Source organism: Ancylobacter sp., assembly GCF_965279025.1.
Lineage (GTDB): Bacteria > Pseudomonadota > Alphaproteobacteria > Rhizobiales > Xanthobacteraceae > Ancylobacter.
The window spans coordinates 1076138-1092647 of record NZ_OZ257132.1 but is presented as its reverse complement, the minus strand read 5'-3'; the positions used below and the strand labels follow the sequence as shown (position 1 = coordinate 1092647).

Annotated in this window: 17 protein-coding genes; 3 read left to right on the top strand and 14 right to left on the bottom strand. The window is 62.4% G+C overall.

Going from position 1 to position 16510, the window contains the following annotated elements; all coding sequences use genetic code 11:
* Positions 1-97: 97 nt before the first annotated feature.
* Together ACQY76_RS05055 and ACQY76_RS05050 are read right to left on the bottom strand one after the other, a co-directional pair.
* Positions 98-547, bottom strand: coding sequence for a hypothetical protein (locus ACQY76_RS05055; RefSeq protein ID WP_428031811.1), 450 nt, complete (start codon positions 545-547; stop codon positions 98-100).
* A gap of 438 nt (positions 548-985) precedes the next feature.
* Complete coding sequence (locus ACQY76_RS05050; RefSeq protein WP_428031810.1) at positions 986-1723, bottom strand: hypothetical protein; 738 nt, start codon at positions 1721-1723, stop codon at positions 986-988.
* A 752-nt stretch (positions 1724-2475) separates the two neighbouring features.
* Here ACQY76_RS05050 and ACQY76_RS05045 point away from each other — a divergent pair.
* Complete coding sequence (locus ACQY76_RS05045) at positions 2476-8709, top strand: RHS repeat-associated core domain-containing protein (RefSeq protein ID WP_428031809.1); 6234 nt, start codon at positions 2476-2478, stop codon at positions 8707-8709.
* Positions 8684-9256 (top strand): hypothetical protein, encoded by a 573-nt coding sequence (locus ACQY76_RS05040; RefSeq protein WP_428031808.1) that lies wholly within the window; start codon positions 8684-8686, stop codon positions 9254-9256. Before ACQY76_RS05045 ends, ACQY76_RS05040 begins: the two co-directional genes overlap by 26 nt.
* Positions 9257-9642: 386 nt before the next feature.
* Here the strand turns inward: ACQY76_RS05040 and ACQY76_RS05035 are convergent, their stop codons facing one another.
* The 12 genes from ACQY76_RS05035 to ACQY76_RS04980 all read right to left on the bottom strand — a co-directional run bounded on the left by ACQY76_RS05035 (position 9643) and on the right by ACQY76_RS04980 (position 16134).
* Positions 9643-10578 (bottom strand): YdaU family protein, encoded by a 936-nt coding sequence (locus ACQY76_RS05035; protein WP_428031807.1) that lies wholly within the window; start codon positions 10576-10578, stop codon positions 9643-9645.
* Positions 10578-11942, bottom strand: coding sequence for a replicative DNA helicase (locus ACQY76_RS05030; RefSeq protein WP_428031806.1), 1365 nt, complete (start codon positions 11940-11942; stop codon positions 10578-10580). The genes ACQY76_RS05035 and ACQY76_RS05030 overlap by 1 nt, the downstream gene beginning before the upstream one ends.
* A 76-nt stretch (positions 11943-12018) precedes the next feature.
* Entirely contained in the window at positions 12019-12267 is a 249-nt protein-coding gene (locus tag ACQY76_RS05025; protein ID WP_428031805.1) for a hypothetical protein, read from the bottom strand.
* Positions 12264-12620, bottom strand: coding sequence for a winged helix domain-containing protein (locus ACQY76_RS05020; RefSeq protein ID WP_428031804.1), 357 nt, complete (start codon positions 12618-12620; stop codon positions 12264-12266). Before ACQY76_RS05020 ends, ACQY76_RS05025 begins: the two co-directional genes overlap by 4 nt.
* Positions 12620-12826 carry a hypothetical protein gene (locus ACQY76_RS05015; RefSeq protein ID WP_428031803.1) on the bottom strand — a complete coding sequence of 69 codons (207 nt, stop codon included), beginning with the start codon at positions 12824-12826 and terminating at the stop codon, positions 12620-12622. The genes ACQY76_RS05020 and ACQY76_RS05015 overlap by 1 nt, the downstream gene beginning before the upstream one ends.
* A gap of 81 nt (positions 12827-12907) precedes the next feature.
* Positions 12908-13123: a helix-turn-helix domain-containing protein gene (locus ACQY76_RS05010; RefSeq protein ID WP_428031802.1), complete on the bottom strand. Its 216-nt coding sequence runs from the start codon at positions 13121-13123 to the stop codon at positions 12908-12910.
* Between the two features lie 75 nt (positions 13124-13198).
* Positions 13199-13981, bottom strand: coding sequence for a hypothetical protein (locus tag ACQY76_RS05005; RefSeq protein WP_428031801.1), 783 nt, complete (start codon positions 13979-13981; stop codon positions 13199-13201).
* A 112-nt stretch (positions 13982-14093) separates the two neighbouring features.
* On the bottom strand, positions 14094-14249 hold the full coding sequence (locus ACQY76_RS05000; protein WP_428031800.1) for a hypothetical protein: 156 nt from the start codon (positions 14247-14249) through the stop codon (positions 14094-14096).
* Positions 14246-14593: a hypothetical protein gene (locus tag ACQY76_RS04995; protein ID WP_428031799.1), complete on the bottom strand. Its 348-nt coding sequence runs from the start codon at positions 14591-14593 to the stop codon at positions 14246-14248. Before ACQY76_RS04995 ends, ACQY76_RS05000 begins: the two co-directional genes overlap by 4 nt.
* A 55-nt stretch (positions 14594-14648) precedes the next feature.
* The gene (locus tag ACQY76_RS04990) at positions 14649-15377 is read right to left on the bottom strand and encodes a hypothetical protein (RefSeq protein ID WP_428031798.1); all 729 of its coding nucleotides are present in this window, start codon (positions 15375-15377) and stop codon (positions 14649-14651) included.
* A gap of 24 nt (positions 15378-15401) precedes the next feature.
* Positions 15402-15698, bottom strand: coding sequence for a hypothetical protein (locus ACQY76_RS04985; RefSeq protein WP_428031797.1), 297 nt, complete (start codon positions 15696-15698; stop codon positions 15402-15404).
* Between the two features lie 10 nt (positions 15699-15708).
* Complete coding sequence (locus ACQY76_RS04980; protein WP_428031796.1) at positions 15709-16134, bottom strand: hypothetical protein; 426 nt, start codon at positions 16132-16134, stop codon at positions 15709-15711.
* Positions 16135-16240: 106 nt separating this feature from the next.
* Here ACQY76_RS04980 and ACQY76_RS04975 point away from each other — a divergent pair, with 106 nt between their 5' ends.
* Positions 16241-16483 (top strand): helix-turn-helix domain-containing protein, encoded by a 243-nt coding sequence (locus ACQY76_RS04975; protein ID WP_428031795.1) that lies wholly within the window; start codon positions 16241-16243, stop codon positions 16481-16483.
* Positions 16484-16510: the final 27 nt, after the last annotated feature.

Sequence of the window (16510 nt, the reverse complement as noted above, 5' to 3'; positions counted from 1 at the left end):
TCGGGCATGAGTTCCGGGCCAACGCGCAGGGCGCCGGAGGCCAAAAGCGCTAGCACGTGATCAGCCTGAGGAATGTTCCCTAGAGCACACAAAACTGTCAATAAAAGTACCTTGCCACCGTGGCGCTATCTTCCAGCACCATGAACGCCAGCCCATCGGCGGTTCGTCCCGTGGGGCGAATGGCAATCCATCGGCCGCTTTCGGTGACCAGTGTCGCCCGCCCGGCCGCCATAGCCTCAACCATCATTGTCATTTCAGTTTGCACCCGACCGCTTGCCGGACTGGTCGAAAGATCAATCTCGAACTTTGCCGTCGAAGAGCCAAAGCCGCTAGCCCTGAGCCACCCCGTCGCCTTGATCATCCTGCCCATGCTCGATCGCTCGGAGTTGCCAGCTGCGCCAGATGCCGAGAAATGCGGCCATCGACATAGCGCGCGCGAAAACCCGACCCGGATCCAAGGCGCAGGGAAAACTGAGACCCCAAGGTGCGCGGCGAACTTGACCACGTTCCAGGAGCGATTGACGACGCCAATGTCGAGAGCGGACATCGGTTCCTCCCATTTCCGTTGGGACAGGAAGCCAACCGTCGCGGGGTAACCATGTTCCCCATGCCGCCGTGCAGTCGGAAAACGCGGTTAAGCAAGAGTTGCGCAACCGGCTGCCCGAACGCCCCACTACGTAATGACACCGCCGCCTCTGACTCGTGTTGCCGACGCCTTAGAGATACGCCGCAGCGCCCGAAGGTTGGATGTCGAAGATTGGATGCTTTCGCCGGAACGCCTGCCGAGGGACGCCTCGCGCGCCTGCACCTGCACCTGCACCTGCACGCGAGGCGTCCGATGAACCCGACGCTCGTGTAGTGGCTCTCGAAGAACGAGCAGTTTCGAGAGCAGTACGCGCTCGCGCGCGAGAAAGCCGCCATCAGCGTCGCAATAACGACGAAGCCGCCGTACTGCCCCGCGACCGGCTCGATTCGCGGTCTTAGCTCACGCCTCGACTGCGAGTTGTCCGGGCAGCTCGGACGACGGCTGCCCAGGCTCGATGTAGACCCATGCCTTCTTCGCGGCGAGGGCGTTCGTCTGTCCGTCGGAGAGCGCCTGGATGTAAGGCTCAGGAGTAAGGAATTTCGTCCCCTGCACCTTCCGGAGCGGGGTGCCTTCCTCTAGCAGCCGTTTCCGGATTGTCAGCGCCCGGGTGACGTCCTCGAAGATGAAAAGAGCGATTGCCGCAGCATTGTGCTGATGCGGGTGCCCTGTCGTGAGCGCGACGCGCAGCGTGTTGCAGAACACGAAGACCGGCACCTGGTCCTCTTGCAGGATCGAATCGTACAGAGCGACGGTGATTTCCGGCCTCACAAGTTCGCTCTGAAGCGTGTGCATCTTCAGCGGCCGGTTCGGATCCGTCTCAGCCATGTCCTTCAATTCGAGCCAGCTGGCGTAGAGATTCCGCAGGGTCGCCAGATAGCCGGTGATCCGATGCACGGCGTCGTCGCGCGTGCTGGCGGAATGGTTGTAGAGCACTCCGAGATAGGCCAGCGCGCCGGCGGTGACGGTCGCGAGAGCCCCCAGGATCGCCCCTGTGAAGCCCAGCCAATTTGAAAGGTTCGCATCATTGATGCCGACCAGGAGCCGATCCCAGAACGTGGCGGCCAGCGCAAAACCGATGCCTATGCCGAGAAGCGCACAAGCGGCACCGATGACCGCCATCCGGAAATTGTCTTTCATGCGCCTTCCTCTCGGGATTTGATCCTAGCAGTGCAGATCGGTGGTCGCCAGCAGGGCCGACATCGCGACACCACCGGCACGCCAAGTGCGCGAGGCCAAGTGACTTTGACGTTTACGCCGTACTCTCCAAATCCCCGCATTTGACTCCTGACGGGCGTTTTGCGGTGCGTGACCCCCCTCGGGGGGGCACGTAGTGGCTAAACAGCCGTCGGTGGGGCGTCCCTGACTCGGGAAATGGCCCTCAAAGTTGCAACGGCGTTCCGCCTAGCAGCAGAAGTTTGCCGAGTAGATCTAGCGCCCGGAAGGACAACCCCGTCATTGCCGTACCCCCACCGGTGACGGCATCAGGTTGAACTTCGACACTTGGTTGGTCTGGCGAGAGTCGTGATCAAAGGATCACCAGGGCGGGGGCCCGACAGTCCAGGCCACTGGTTGCAGGAGAGTGCATCGCGGACGCGGTCAGGCGCTTGGATTCGACGGCCAGCCGTCCGGGATCGGCGGGATCGATGTCGCTCAGAAGCCGGCCCGAACCTAACGCACAAAGACACAGCTCTCGAAACCTGCCTGACAGTCAGGTTGTCGCCGCCAGACATGGCGACTGTGAGTCGGAGATAGGTCCGCATCAGTGAATGAGAACGCGTTTAGTCCGACCTAGCAAAATGTCCCGCCACTTTTGCGTCACATTCCCGTTGCGGCGCGCCCATAACGTGCACTAGCCTTGTGTGCACGCATATGCAGTTTGGTGGGGCGGGATGACCTTTCTTGGCAGCGTTCGTCGTCGTGCAGTGTCGTCCAGTTCCCTCCTTGCCTTGGTGGTCATCAGCGTAGCGGCCGTCACGCTCTATGCGGGCAACGGCGCCGTGGCGCAGGCCCCTCCGTCACCCACTGGGCAAGCGGCGCCGCCAGCTCCCGATGCCGGTGCGCCGGCGACAGTCGCACCCGCCGGTCCGGAGACGAACTCCTCGGCAGCAGCAAAGCCCGACGCGAACGCGCCGGAGGGGCAGGAAGCGCCTGGCGAGGAAGCAAAGGCTGGCACGGAGCCCGGCGAGCCGAGCGAGGCCGACAATGCGGGGCAGCAGGCCGCTGCCGTCCTGGCGGCCGGCGACGATGATGACGGCGGCTTCACCGACTACAGCAACATTTCGCCGGATGCCGGCGAGACCAGGCCGAGCAAGGCTCCCTATAATGGCAGCTACACTCAGGTCGTCGATCTGAAGGTGCCGGCCTTCCGGGGCCTCGAGCCGGATCTGGACCTCGTCTATGATTCCAGTCTCGGGCTGCGCGCCGGCGGCTTCTTTGCGGGATATGTCGGCGTAGGCTGGCAGGTGTCGGGCCTCAGCGACATTGTCCGCATCTCGGTGCGGCAGGGCGCCCCGGCGTTCGACGCCAATGACACGTTCGCCCTCGACGGCACGCCGCTCGTCCCGTGCGCGACCGCGGCGACCAATCCGAGCTGCGCCTCCGGCGGCACCCATGCGACCCGCGTTGAGAGCTATCAGCGCATCGTCTTCGCGTCGGGCGACAATAGCTGGACAGTGACGGCGAGGGATGGCACCCGTTCCATCTATCGCCCGGTCTCGGCCTGGGGCAGCACGGTACCCAGCGGCGATGACGATCCCGACAAATTGCGCAATCAGTTCCGCTGGCTGCTGGCGCAGGTGATCGATACCCACGGCAACGCGGTCTCCTATGCCTATAGCTGCGGGATCCTTCCCTCGTGCTGGCCGACCCAGATCACCTATGCCGGCGTGCAGATCGACTTCATCGCCGACACGGTCGCGGACACCCAGACCTCGGCCACCGGCCGCAGCCTGGCGGTGCAGGACAAGCGCCTGAAGCGGATCGAGATCCGTGTCGATGGCAACAAATACAAAGCTTATCTGCTGGCGCAGGAGGCAAGCCCGATCACCGGGCTCGCCCGGCTGACCTCGGTGCGGGAGTTCGGCAGCGATTTCGCCATACAGCCGGACGGCTCGGCGACCGGCACCGCCCTGCCACCGACCACCTTCAGCTATTCGAACCCGAGCATGGAGTACACCTCGGAGAGGTTTCTCGACGCGGCATCCGATAAAAAGTCGCAAGGCGTTGGTGACTTCAACGGCGACGGAAAGGCAGAATTTGCTAAGCCGGCCAATCTGTTCCCGTACGAGCTTAACCGCTATTGCAAATTCATGGGGTATTTGGCCCCCAACCTTGTGGTTTGCCCGACCGTAAACAGCAGGGGAACCGGCTGGGTCGAGGATAATATCGTCCTTGACTTCAACGGGAGCGGGACAGACGACTTTATCTGGTCGCAGTCATATCGTGGAAACTGCGAGGGCCTCACTCAATGCCCGCAGCTACGAGGTGGGTCAGATGTCTACAGCATTGACCACACCAAGCCCACAAACAAGCTGAGCATTAAATCGGTGAGCATTCCAACGCCGTGGTATCAGTTCAGTCTCAGGGATCCCGTTCCGTATAAACACAATATCGTCGTCGGCGACTTCAACGGCGATGGCGGCGAAGACATATTTATGACGAGTGATGCCGTCGGCGTTACAACGGGGTCCGCCATTCGGCTGTTCAGCTATAATGGGTCTGCCTTGAGCGGACGAACCGTTACAATCGCCGGTCTGTCCACATTGCCGGCGAGTTCGTTTCCTTCACCGTCATTTGCTGCGCCAGACATTGACGGCGATGGCCGGTCGGAACTCGCGCTCGGCACGAAACTCTATAACTTGAACGCGGCGGGCGGGAACTTCGCTCCCAGAGCAACGATCCAGAAGGCCACGTATTCTGCCGATTTCAATGGCGATGGGAAGTCGGATCGCATTGCGATGGGTGCCGGCGGCGGCACAGCCCTTTCTATTGCGTACTCAAACGGCGCGACGTTCGACCCCCCCGTAGACGTTGTCAGTCTCAACTACGATTCACCTCGTATCACCCTTGGGGACTTCGATGGCGACGGCCGGGCCGATATCGCTTTCCAGCCCAGGAGCCAGACCTATTCGAACCTCACCACCCGCGTTTATCTTTCGCGTGGGTCGCAGCCTTGGGAGCGGATCGATCTGCCTCCCATCTATGGAGCGGCCGACTTTAATGGCGACGGGCGGGCGGACATCATCAGGGCTGCCGCCACTCAAGTCTACAACTCGACGAGGGTGAACTATTCGCTCGACGGCCGGGTGTATCTGGCGACCTTCGGCGTGCCGGACCTCCTGACCTCAGTCACCACACCTTACGGCGCGGTGACAAGCGTGACCTATGCGCCGTCCTCAGAATGGACGCGCAGCAATCGGCTGCCCTCGACCTACCAGACGGTGAAGGAGGTCTCGGTCTTCGACGGGCGGGCGACCACCTCGACCACTAAATACGCCTATGCCGGCGCGCTCTATGACTTTGCCGAGCGGCGCTTCCTCGGCTATCGCACCGCCACCATGACGCTGCCCTGCGAGAGCTGGGAGACGGCGTGCCCGACCCGCGAATACACCTTCCGCCAGGATGTGGCCTCGGCCGGCAAGATCGAGCGGCTCGTCTACCGGGACGACAGCGGCGCCGTGCTGCGCGAGGATGTCGAGAGCTATGAGGACATCCGCCTGGACCTGCCGCCCTTCTACTCCCGCAACACCGCCTCCGACCGGGTGATGTGGGCGGGCGGCCAGTCCCGCACCGCCCGCACCGAGCGGGTCTTCGATCTCTATGGCAATGTGACGACGCTGCAGGAGCGCGGCCTCGTCGGCGTGGCGCAGGATGACCGTTCGACGGTAAAGGCCTTCGCGCCGAACAGCACCGCCTACATCGTCGACAAGCCGCGCGAAGAACTGCGCTATGGTTCCGGGGGCACCGCGAGCACGCCGCTGGCGCGCAGCCTGGTGTTCTATGACGGCGCCACCATCAACACGACGCCGCCGGTGCGCGGCGACCCGACGAAGATGCGGCGCTGGCTCGGCCCGGCCGATAATTGGGTGGAGCGAACCGCCGAGTATGACAGCTACGGCAACCGCACCGCCGAGATCGACGAGGTCGGCAACCGCACCGAACACGTCTTCGACGCCGTCCATCACCTGCTGGAGGTCGAGACCAAGCAGCCGCCCTATTTTGACGGCGATACCCGCTTCCGCACCACCACCGCGTGGAACCCGACCTGCCGCGCCGCGGCGGTCGAGACCGACATCAACCTGCAGCCGACCACCCGCTCCTATGACGCGCTGTGCCGGCTGACCCGACTGGTGCCACCGGGCAATGACTTCCGCGGCTATGAATACCGCGACATCGGCAATCCGGTGAGCCAGGGGATCATCGTCACCCGGCCCGGTGCGACGGCGGCGGGCGATGCCTGGACCGGCTACTTCTTCGATGGGCTCTCCCGCGCCTATCTCACCTCGTCGCGCGGGCCGGCGGCGAACCAGGCCATCGTCCTGCAGCGCAGCTTCACCACGCGCGGCGAGACTGCCACCCTCTCTTTGCCCTATTACCAGAACGAGACGCCGCAGTTCTCGAACATGACCTATGACGGCCTCGACCGTCTGACCCTCACCGTCCTGCCGGACGCGGCCACGATGATGCAGAGCTACGGCCTCAGCGCCGCGCCGCTCGGCCTTGTCAGTGCGACCACCACCGACCCCAACGGCAATGTCGCGGTGGTCCACACCGACGCCTTCGACAACAAGGTCCGCGAGGACCGCATGCTCGGCGGCTTCGCCGTCTCCACCAACTATGGCTGGGATGGGCTGAACCGGCTCGCCACCATCACCGATCCGATCGGGGCGCCGTGGTCCTATCAGTACGACACGCTGTCCCGCCGAACCGTCGCACAGGATCCCGATGCCGGGGCCTCGTCTTACACCTATGACGCCGCCGGGCGCATGCTGACCCGCACGGATGCGCGCGGCACGGTGACGACCTTCACCTATGACCGGCTCTCGCGCGTCACCTCGCAGACGGTGGCGCCAAGCGGCGGGCCTTCCGAGGCCACGACCTCAACCTATGACGAGGCGCGGGCCGGCTTTTACAATGTCGGCAAGCTCACCACGCAGACCAAGGCCAACATCTCCGCCACCCGCACCGACTATGACATGGCCGGCCGGGCGGTGCGCGAGCAATGGACGGTGCCACCCTCAGGCACAGGGTCAGAGACCTTCACGCTGGAGACCCGCTATGACGAGGGCGGGCGCCTGCGGGGCAAGAGCTTCCCCAATGGCGACGTCGTCGGCACCTCGGCCAGCCCGTGGACCTATGACGAGGCCGGCCGGCTGCTCACCGTCCCCGGCCATGTCAGCGCCTTCCTCTATGACGCCGCCGGCAAGACGACCTCGGCGACCTATGCCAATGGCGTGACCACCGCCTTCGCCTATTCGCTGCCGCGCGGCTGGCTCGACCAGGTGACCACGGCGAAGGCTGGCACCACCCTGTTCCAGGCGATCTATCAGCACGATGCCGGCGGGCGCATCACCTCGGTGGCCACATCAGGCACCGCGCCGACCGTGCCGGGCGACAGCTGGACCTACAGCTATGACGACCTCGACCGGCTGATCACCGCGGACAATACCGACGACAGCCGCGACCAGAGCTTCACTTATGACAATGCCGGCCGCCTGACCTCCGCCACCGGCGTCGGCGCCTACACCTATCCCGCGCCGACCGCGCCTCGCCCGCATGCGCCGCTCACCATCGACGGCGCGGCGCTGAGCTGGGATGCCGGCGGCAACCTCACCAATGGGCGCGGACGCACCCTCGCCTGGGACGGCGAGAACCGTCCTGCCACCATCACGCTCGCCGGCGCCAGCGTGGCGATGACCTACGGCCCCGAGGGCGAGCGGCTAAAGAAGACCACCGCGACGGAGATCCCGCCGGGCTCGGCCTGCACATCCCCGGCGCCGCAGAAGGTGACGCTCACCGTTACCGGCGATATCGAGCGGGTGACCTCCTATTCGTGCGAGGGCACGCCTGCCGCCTGGACGGCGAAGACCTCCTGGCGGCTCGATGTCCACGCCGACACGCAGCTGGTGACGCCGGATGCCGGCGGCGCCACCGCGCCGGTGTTCCTGCATCGTGACCATCTCAAGAGCGTAAAGCTTACCACCGACGCCACCGGCTGCGTCGCCAGCCGCTCGGCCTACCGTCCCTATGGCGACCGGACGCAGGCCGAAGCCCCGTCCGTCCCCGGCTGCTCGCCCGCCGCCCCGGCAGAGCCGCGCGGCTTCATCGGCGAGCGGCACGACCCGGAAACCGGGCTGCTCTATCTCCACGCGCGCTATTACGACCCGGTGATCGGCCGATTCCTCTCACCCGACACGCTCGACCCCATCGAGCCCGGCGTCGGCACCAACCGCTACGCCTATGCCGACAACGATCCCATCAATAAGAGCGATCCGAATGGACATGCGGTATTTTTGCTCGCAGCACCCGCAGCATATGACATAGCCGCAGCCGTAACGTTAAGCCTATACGCAGCGGACCTAGCAGATGATGGAAGCTTTAATGGATCGCCCATATCTGGATTGATCTCCAGACTCGCCGATGCATTAGGGTTCGATCCTGCCAGCTCTCAGCCTGTACGCCACGAGGCGCGAAGCTATGGCCCTAAAGATATTTCTTGGGGTGGGGGCACCAAGGACTGGGGCACTTCGGGACCCCACGTCAAGGTCGGAGGACCCAGTGGACCGCATGTCGGCATCAACCCAGGGCCTGACGGCAAGGTAACCCTGGGTCCCGTGTATGGTAAGGACCTGAAGCATCCCGGCTATGATGATGCGATTGATGCAATGGAGGATTCCCTTAATACAGCCAGAGGTCGCAATAAGGCGATCGATATGATCGACAAATATGCGAAAGAGTCAGATCCACAGCGCGCCAAAGAATTAAAAGAGCTGGCTGATCGCCTAAGAAGCGGTGCGAAAATTGACCGCACAAAGAAGACTCCAAAGGAACTCAAACAAGAAAGCGAAAAATCTGATAAGTCTGACAATTCGGATAAAAATGATAAATCTGATAAAGATAAATAGTAGAGATAATGAAATAATGGATAATAGTGATAAAGCAATAAATGGCGACGCGTTAGAGATGATTCGATGCGGCCGGTTCGGCGCGATTTCTGTGGGAGATACACTGGAGAATGTTAAAGAATTCTTGAATTCAATTTATGAATTGGAAAAAGATTATTTTTCTTGGGGGGTTTATGACGACTCGATACCGGACCAGTGCGGCTTCGCTGTTGGTGGGTTGCGGATACATTTACAAAAAGATTTTGACCATATATTCAGGATAATTGCGATAGTGGTCTCAAGCCTGAAAAACGATGAAGATTTCCTCGACATTGATAAGTATATTTATTTCAGATGTCATGGACTTAATGCGGGAGATAAATTATCGACTATAAAGAAAAAGCTTGATAATTTTGGTATTAATATAATTAGACAAATAACATTGACATATTCTGTTGAGCTTCACACAAGCCCGTTTGGTGTTTTAGTGTTCGAATATTACCCCCCTGAGGGAATATTCGAAGATAATGCGTCATTTTTACAGTTTGAGCTTAGAAAGAGTTTATAATTTATATAGATTTGCCCTTCGATCCGTTAATTGATAACGCCCCTAATCTAACCTCGACATTTATGATATCCGGGAGGTTTTCATGGGGGTGCAGCCTTCCATCCAGTTCGTGCCACATCGGCCGGCGGCCGCCCATCCTCCACGCGCATCCACGGCCTCGAGCATTCCTCGCCATCGCCTTCCTCAACTCATCAAGATGGTCCACCCACAACAGCATCATGCGCACGCGCTCGTCTTAGTACAGCGGCGTGGCTGTCGGCGCGGCGCCAGATTCGCAGAATGGCCGCTGGCGGGCACTCTGGTGTCGGCGCTAGGCACGGAGCCATTAGGGCTTGTTTTGACTCCCTGCGCGAATTCTGGAGCGTCTCGAGGCCTTCCATTTCCGATCATGCCGCCGCTCCCGTTGCCGAGGCCCGTTCAGCGATCCAGTCGGCCGCAATCGCTTGTGGCACGCGGCTCCCGTCCGCCCCCGGTTCTGCCCCCCAGGCATCGCGGGGCCACTTTCCAGACTGCCATGTCGATTTGACGAAACTCGGGGCGGGAAGGTTGCGGGGCCATGCAGCAAGCTGCGGGTCATTCCCAGGCTCGGCACCCGGGCCGCCGTACTCCTCCCATGCGCCCGACAGGAACGTGGCGGCCTGCTTCACGTAGCTCGTGCCGAGGTTGCCCTTGCGCACGGCCTCGGCGCAGTAGGCGCGTGCGGAGGCGATGAGCCGATCCGGCGGAATGCCCTTGCCGACGAGTGAGGCAAACCGGGTTTTCGCCTTCGCCCAATCCTGCGATCCATCGCGTTTCGGGTAGGCATGCCTGAACTCTCGAAAGGGGCCTTCGATGTCAGGTTTTGGCGAAGGGACTATAGGGTTAATTCTAGTATATGGTTCTAGAACGGGCGCGCGATGCTTGAGCCCCGCTATAAGCCCGGTTTCAGCTATGTCGTTGTTATCACTCGTATCGCTTCGATTTTCAGCCCGATTACGGCGAGTTTCAGCCGATTTATATCCGCCTTTCGCGCCGTTTTCAGCCAGTTTTCGCGCCGATAATTCTTCGTTCGCGACTTCGCGCAACGCTCGTTCATTACCCAGCTTCCCATCTTCCAGGACCAATTTCCCGGCCTCTATCAGCTCGGCGCGAATGCGGTTCCACAGGCGCACCGAGCACCCGCAGTGCCCGGCGATCCACCGGGCATCGTCCGGAATCGGGCCCCGCCGGTCAAAGATCAGATCGAGCACGACGGAATATGCTCCCTTCACCTCAAGGGACATGCCGGCGGTTCCGTGCAGGAAGTCTGAGGGATAGCGACGATACCAAGGGCGTTCGCTCATCAGTGCACCCCTTCCTTGCTAAGATCCCGCACGGCGGAGGCGGCGATATCCACCTCCAGCGTCACCGAGGACGTGGGTCCGTTCCGGTTCTTGGCGGCGATCAATTCGACCGTACCGCGCACCTGATCAAGGCGAGCCAACGTCTCCGGCTTGCAGTCCTTCCCCTCCGCTTCCCGCGTGAGGTAGTATTCCTCGCGGAAGACGAAGAGCACCACGTCGGCGTCGGCTTCGATGTCGCCGCTTTCGCGGAGGTCGGATAGCTGGGGGCGCTTGTCGTCGCGGGCTTCAACCCCGCGATTGAGCTGCGCCAGCAGCACCACGCACACGCCCATTTCTTTGGCCATGGCGCGCAGGCCGGCGGTAATCTCGCCAATTTCGTACACACGGTTGCCCTTATAGCGGTCCGTGGCGGTGAGATATTTGAGGTAGTCGATGTAGACGGTGCGCAGCTGCTCGCCCTTGGCTGCCAGGCTGCGCTTGGCGGCAAGAACGCGGGCTTTGATCTGCGCCACCGAAAGCCGGCTGGAGAAGTCGGCATAGAGCGGGAGTGTCTTCAACCTCGCATCCGCTTCGAGGAGGCGCTGCATCTGCCAACCCATAAGACTGGCCCGGCGCACGCTGGCGTAATGGATCGCCTCGCCCCGGCTGGTCGCCATGTCCGCCAGGACGCGCGCGCTCCAATCTTCCTCGCCAAGCTCATGAGAGAAGAACAGGCCGGGGTTGCCAGCGGCCGCGCTTTGCCACGCCGAGGACGTGCCCACGGTCGTCTTGCCCATGCCGGGTCGGCCGGCGATGACGACCAACTGGCCCGGTCGCCACCCGCCCATGAGCGCATCGAGGGCGGGCCAGCCCGACGTCGCGCCGCTCTCTATCGGTTCGCCCATGCGGGCCGCGTTCACCCGCTCCACAAGGGCACCGGAAACCTCGCCGGCCGCCCGGCGCGCTCCCTCCCGCTCGACGACAAGGGCACGCGCTTCATCGACGGCGGTAAAGATGCGGGTGAGTTGATCGCCCGGTATCCCGCCCGTCGTCGTGGCCTCAGCCACGGCACCGGAGAGAAGCCGCAGCGCGCCGGAATCCCGCACATCGCGGGCGTGCGGCCGGATCATGACAGCGGGAGCCGGCGCGGTCGCTAAGCGTGCGATGTACTGGCCCAGCGTCATGCCCAACCCTTCCAAGGGCTGGAGCCAATCGCTCCCGAGATCCACCGCAAGCGTCGCCGGATTGGCGGGTGCCCCCGCCGTCTGACGGGCTTCGAGAGCCGCGAAGATCCGTGCGTGGATCGGCTCCGCGAAATGCTCCGGCGCGACGATGCCCGCGACCGCCGCGAATGCGTCCGGCATGGTGAGGAGAGCGCCCAGCAATTCCTGCTCCACCTCGACAATGGCATAGCCATCACGCGGGTGAACAGCGCCCCCCGAATGGGGAGCGCCGTGCGTGTCAGTGGAGGGCATCGGGCGCCCCCTGCAAAAGGTCGACGGTACGCACACCGTTCTGACGCCACGCCGCCAGAGCGGCGCAGCCCTCATCATAGGAGGGGCCATCCCACACGCCGAGGCGGTCGCCTTCCTCATCGACGTACTCGACGAAGAACCAGAACTTGCCGACGTTGGACGGGTCCGTGTCTTTGGCGATGACGCCGCCGTTCAGCACGGCGAAGGGGCGGTTGCGGTAGCGAATGACGTTCACGGGCGCCTCCCGTATTCCAGCGGCGCGCCGGCCGGGACAGGCGGTGGGGGCGGGGCCGTGGCGCCGGTACGCTCCAGCACCTCAACCGGCGAGCGGAGGATGTACCGGGCATGGGTGCCGGCAAAGGCGCCCGCGTGCGGCTCGTCCACGGTCTCGATAGCGACGCCATCGCGGCGAAGTCCAAAAATGTAATGGCTCCACCTCGGGGCGGGATTGGAAACTGGGGTGAGCCCCCGGTCGCCGGCCTTCATCAGCTGATCCAGCGCCCAGGCCGCACGCCCGTTCACCGTGATCACCTTGCCGTCTTCACCACCGAGGCGGGCGCGGATGAGGAGAGATTGCGGGCCGCGCATTAGCAGGCCTCCTTACCGAGGCCCGCCTGTTCGGCGTGGGCGAGCGCAACATGGAAGGGAACACGGCAGCGCTTGGCGAGACGGCGGGCAATGACGTGCAGGGGGTTCGCATACAGCGCCCGCGAGGGGCGCCAGTCGAAGAGCGGAAGGCCAGAGCTCGGCTGAATTTCCTTGCCCGGATTCCGGGCGTGGGCTACATAGGTCATGAAATTCTTTCCTGGGGAGGAACGGGTTTCAAAGCGAATTCCAAAGCCCAACGCTGTGGCGGCGTTGGGCTTTTCGCGTTCTTAGGCGGCAGTGGTCGCAACGCGGGGTAGGTTGCTAAGCCAGGCCTCGATGGCGGCGCGCGGGATCACAGTGCGGCGCCCAACTTTCCGGGCATCAAGCCGCCCAGCGGTAATCTCGTCATAGAGCTTGTTGCGACCGATGCTCAGGACGCGCATGGCGTCGTTCACGTCATAGGCCAGGGTTTCGGTGTCGATACGGTCAGACGGCTTGCGCATGTCGTGTCCTCAGCGGTGAAACGTCGATGACGTGTCCGGCGTTTGTTGCCGTTGCTGAGGAGAATGCGGGCGGCGTCAGGGAGATTTGAGGGGGGCTTTTTTCACGCGCGAGAGCTTTTTCTTTATCAGGTCCACGCCCTCAGGAGCCACAACGCGGACTGAAAGCAAAAGCGCCGTTTCCATCAACTCACGAGCGTCGAATGTTGTTTCCTTAATGAGGCTGTCAAATGTCTCTTGCTCATAGAATGGAATTCGGCCCGGCTTGGATATTCGGTCTCGTTCCGACAACTGTCTATGCCAGCTTTCTATTACGGCGAAGAACTCTCTCTTGGAGCTGGGGGCAATGCATAGAGCCAGTATGCCGTACTCATCTGCGATCCACTTACACGCCGCCCTTCTAGTGCTGCCGCTTTCGATCAGCCTCTGTACTGCAGCCGCTACCCAACTTCTCGCGGCCCACACTCCGGTCGGGTCCCTCGGGCGAGCGGTAACTTCGGCTGGCTTCAGAAAATGCGGGATTGTGCCGCGATCCAAATCCTGGAGCCCTTGAGCGAGCGCGATTAGTTCGCCGCTAATATATTTTGGAAATCCGACGGCGTTCATGTAGCCGCTGAGCACGACCAGCGCGGCGACATATCGGTCGCGGTGCCTGGGGGATTTATCTGGTAGTTGCCTGTGGAAGAAAATCTCCTTGAGTTCATCCGCATGAACGGTCACTTGAGCTTCAAGCTCGAAAGCTCGCTTTATGCGCTCCTCTAGGCTCCGGTGCACCGGAAGGGGATGACCAAGCGTTGCGGTTACTGCGCCGCCATACGACCATTTGTCTGAGGCAATAGCTTTCGTAGGTGGTTTTTTCAAAGGTAGGTTCCGAGGCTTCGGCGGAATCGCATAGCTGGTCGCGGCTAACCGTGCGCTACGGCAACGGCGCGACTATTTTCATACCTCACAACCGCTACTGTGGCTGGTGAGGCTATCCCCCATCAGCACTCATATCCAACTCCTCCATGTCTGGGTCGCCGTCGATCTCGTCGAGCAGGAGCATCAGATCCTCGACGACGTTCTCGATGAGTTGGCGCATTGTGGGCGTGATGGCGATGAAGGTCGTGGGCTCGGGGCGGCGGTTCATGACGCCACCGGGCTGCTCGGGGAGCCGCCCGTCGGATCAGCCAAGGGGTGCATGCTCAGTATGGCCTGCGTTTCGAGATATCCGAGCGTCGCCCGGATCAGTCCCCCGGTGAAGCCGCAGAGGTCGTCGCCCTCTTCATGCAGCGCGGCCCGCAGCGCCGCCATGGCGCCTTCCAGGGTCGTCGGCGTCGGCAGCACCTCCATGCTGTAAATGCGGCCCCAGCCGGCGGCATCGATGCTGTCTTGCTCAGGTGATACCGGCGACGTGTCGGCGTTGTATCGCTGCAACTCGGCTTCGTAGATGGCGAGCACGGAAACCATGGGATCATGGGTATGGAACTGCATGGCAGTCTCCTAGGGCTTGCTGATGATTGGCAGTGACGGATTTGGGGCCGCGCGGTTAAGCGCGGGCCTCGAAGAATGCGAGCGCAGCGCGGGCGAGGTTCGGTGTCGCATAATCGCCAGGGGTTTCATCACCCAGGCGGACGGCGAGGCGCAGCGCGTCGAGCGCCACTTCCCGCGACTGCGCAGGCGGCAATTCATCATCGCCGAGCGCAGCGAAGGCCGCATGCTCGAAGTCATCGGGGATATCGCCCGGAAACGAGCGCATGACGGCTTCTTCGTCGTGAAAGGCCCGGATCATATCGGCGAGCGGATCGCGGGACGGAAGCGCAGGCGCAGGCACGGAAACCGGCAGCGCGCCGATATCCTGCGGTGCGGCCGGCAGGAGCGCGGCGGCAGCGGCGGCGAGCGTCGCAAAGTACATGTCTTCACCGGTCCGCTGGTCGGCTCCGGCGGTGCCACGGCCGGGCCACCAATAGGTAAGGTCCGCTTCGCCAACGCTCAAAAGCCAACCCGCGAATTCGCAGAACGAGCGGAGGCCGGCGGGCGACGTGGGCACGGTCGACAAGGCGGCGATTGCCGCCAAGCTCTCAATGCGGCCCGTCGCATCCACGTCTTCGTCACTCTCCCATCGCTGGCAGGCGTCGACATAGGCCGCGCGCGCGACTTTGTAGGCGTTCACAGCATTGATGGAAGGATCAGCCTCGGTGGACCAAGCGAGGGCGGGCAGCGCTCCGATGACCGGAGCCAGAGCAGCGGCGCGGAGAAGATTGCGGCGTGTCGTCATGGGTTTCTCCAGCTGTTTGGCGCTTCAGTTCACAAGGGTTCGCGGCTCGTTGCTGCCGCGCGCGAGACCGACTGATTTTGCCGGCCCGGATATCTGGCGAAGCAGCGATGCTACGGCTTCGGCCGGAATGACGACCTTGGCGACGACAGTTCTCTCGCTCGCGCCGTCGCACCCGTGAATGGTCTGAGCGACCGCGAAGGTGAGGCGTAGGCAAGGGCCGATGCTCTCGACCAGGGCCAACTCGGAACAGAAAGTGTCGGTGATGACGCAAGGCTCAGTGAGCGGGCCTGCGAAGGTCTCGGGCATCGTTTTCGAAGTCATGTTTCACTCCTCAGTGATGGACGTGCGCCAAGGCGGCGCGGGAGAGTTCGGCCGCACGGACGTGCAGAGCCGGGAGCATGGCGCTCTCGGTGCGCGTGAGCCGTTCGGCGGCGTGGATGGAGAAAATGCGAAGCTCGACCTTGGCGAGTTCGGCGGAAATGGCCGGAGCACCCGGCGCGGGCTTGCGGGCCTTTTTCGCTTCAGCCCAGGCGAACCGGAGACCTTCCGACATGGCGGTGCGCCACGTCGGCAGCTTCATCGCCGGGCGCTTGCCGCCGTAGCGGATTTCGGCGGACCAGCGGCGCAGGTAATGCTCTCGCTCCCGCTCGATCATCGCCCGCGCAAAGACCACGGCTCTCCGCATGACGGCGGAACGGTCGTAGCGGCAGGGAGTAGGCAAGCCGGTGGCGTTGGCCGGAACGATGGTGTTCGGCATTGGGGTTGCTCAGTGCGTTTAATTTCGATACCCTAGGAATAATTCAACTCCTGAGGTCACGTCAATGCCTCAGGGATAAATTTATCCTTCAGGATTAATTTTAACGATGCTGACGAGCGAACAGGTACGAGCCGCCCGTGCGATGCTTCGATGGGAGCAAAGACAGTTAGCGGAAGCCTCGGAAGTCTCGCTTCCTTCGATTAAAAGGCTTGAATCGCTACCGGGTCCGCTTGCGGCCCAAGCGCGTACTGTGACTGCTATCCAGCGCGCATTCGAAGCCGCCGGCATCGAGTTTATTCCAGAGAATGGCGGCGGCGCGGGTGTCCGGCTGATGAAGAAGGCGGAATAAGCGTCCAGGGCTTTGAGTTGAGGCAAA

What these genes read in the sequence shown, in the direction of transcription:
- ACQY76_RS05040 (WP_428031808.1), top strand. Translation starts at nt 8,684, where the DNA reads ATGATAAATCTGATAAAGATAAATAGTAGAGATAATGAAATAATGGAT.
- ACQY76_RS04995 (WP_428031799.1), bottom strand. Translation starts at nt 14,593, where the DNA reads ATGCAGTTCCATACCCATGATCCCATGGTTTCCGTGCTCGCCATCTAC.
- ACQY76_RS05000 (WP_428031800.1), bottom strand. Translation starts at nt 14,249, where the DNA reads ATGAACCGCCGCCCCGAGCCCACGACCTTCATCGCCATCACGCCCACA.
- ACQY76_RS04985 (WP_428031797.1), bottom strand. Translation starts at nt 15,698, where the DNA reads ATGACTTCGAAAACGATGCCCGAGACCTTCGCAGGCCCGCTCACTGAG.
- ACQY76_RS05035 (WP_428031807.1), bottom strand. Translation starts at nt 10,578, where the DNA reads ATGAGCGAACGCCCTTGGTATCGTCGCTATCCCTCAGACTTCCTGCAC.
- ACQY76_RS05050 (WP_428031810.1), bottom strand. Translation starts at nt 1,723, where the DNA reads ATGAAAGACAATTTCCGGATGGCGGTCATCGGTGCCGCTTGTGCGCTT.
- ACQY76_RS05015 (WP_428031803.1), bottom strand. Translation starts at nt 12,826, where the DNA reads ATGACCTATGTAGCCCACGCCCGGAATCCGGGCAAGGAAATTCAGCCG.
- ACQY76_RS05010 (WP_428031802.1), bottom strand. Translation starts at nt 13,123, where the DNA reads ATGCGCAAGCCGTCTGACCGTATCGACACCGAAACCCTGGCCTATGAC.
- ACQY76_RS04980 (WP_428031796.1), bottom strand. Translation starts at nt 16,134, where the DNA reads ATGCCGAACACCATCGTTCCGGCCAACGCCACCGGCTTGCCTACTCCC.
- ACQY76_RS05020 (WP_428031804.1), bottom strand. Translation starts at nt 12,620, where the DNA reads ATGCGCGGCCCGCAATCTCTCCTCATCCGCGCCCGCCTCGGTGGTGAA.
- ACQY76_RS04975 (WP_428031795.1), top strand. Translation starts at nt 16,241, where the DNA reads ATGCTGACGAGCGAACAGGTACGAGCCGCCCGTGCGATGCTTCGATGG.
- ACQY76_RS05045 (WP_428031809.1), top strand. Translation starts at nt 2,476, where the DNA reads ATGACCTTTCTTGGCAGCGTTCGTCGTCGTGCAGTGTCGTCCAGTTCC.
- ACQY76_RS04990 (WP_428031798.1), bottom strand. Translation starts at nt 15,377, where the DNA reads ATGACGACACGCCGCAATCTTCTCCGCGCCGCTGCTCTGGCTCCGGTC.
- ACQY76_RS05055 (WP_428031811.1), bottom strand. Translation starts at nt 547, where the DNA reads ATGTCCGCTCTCGACATTGGCGTCGTCAATCGCTCCTGGAACGTGGTC.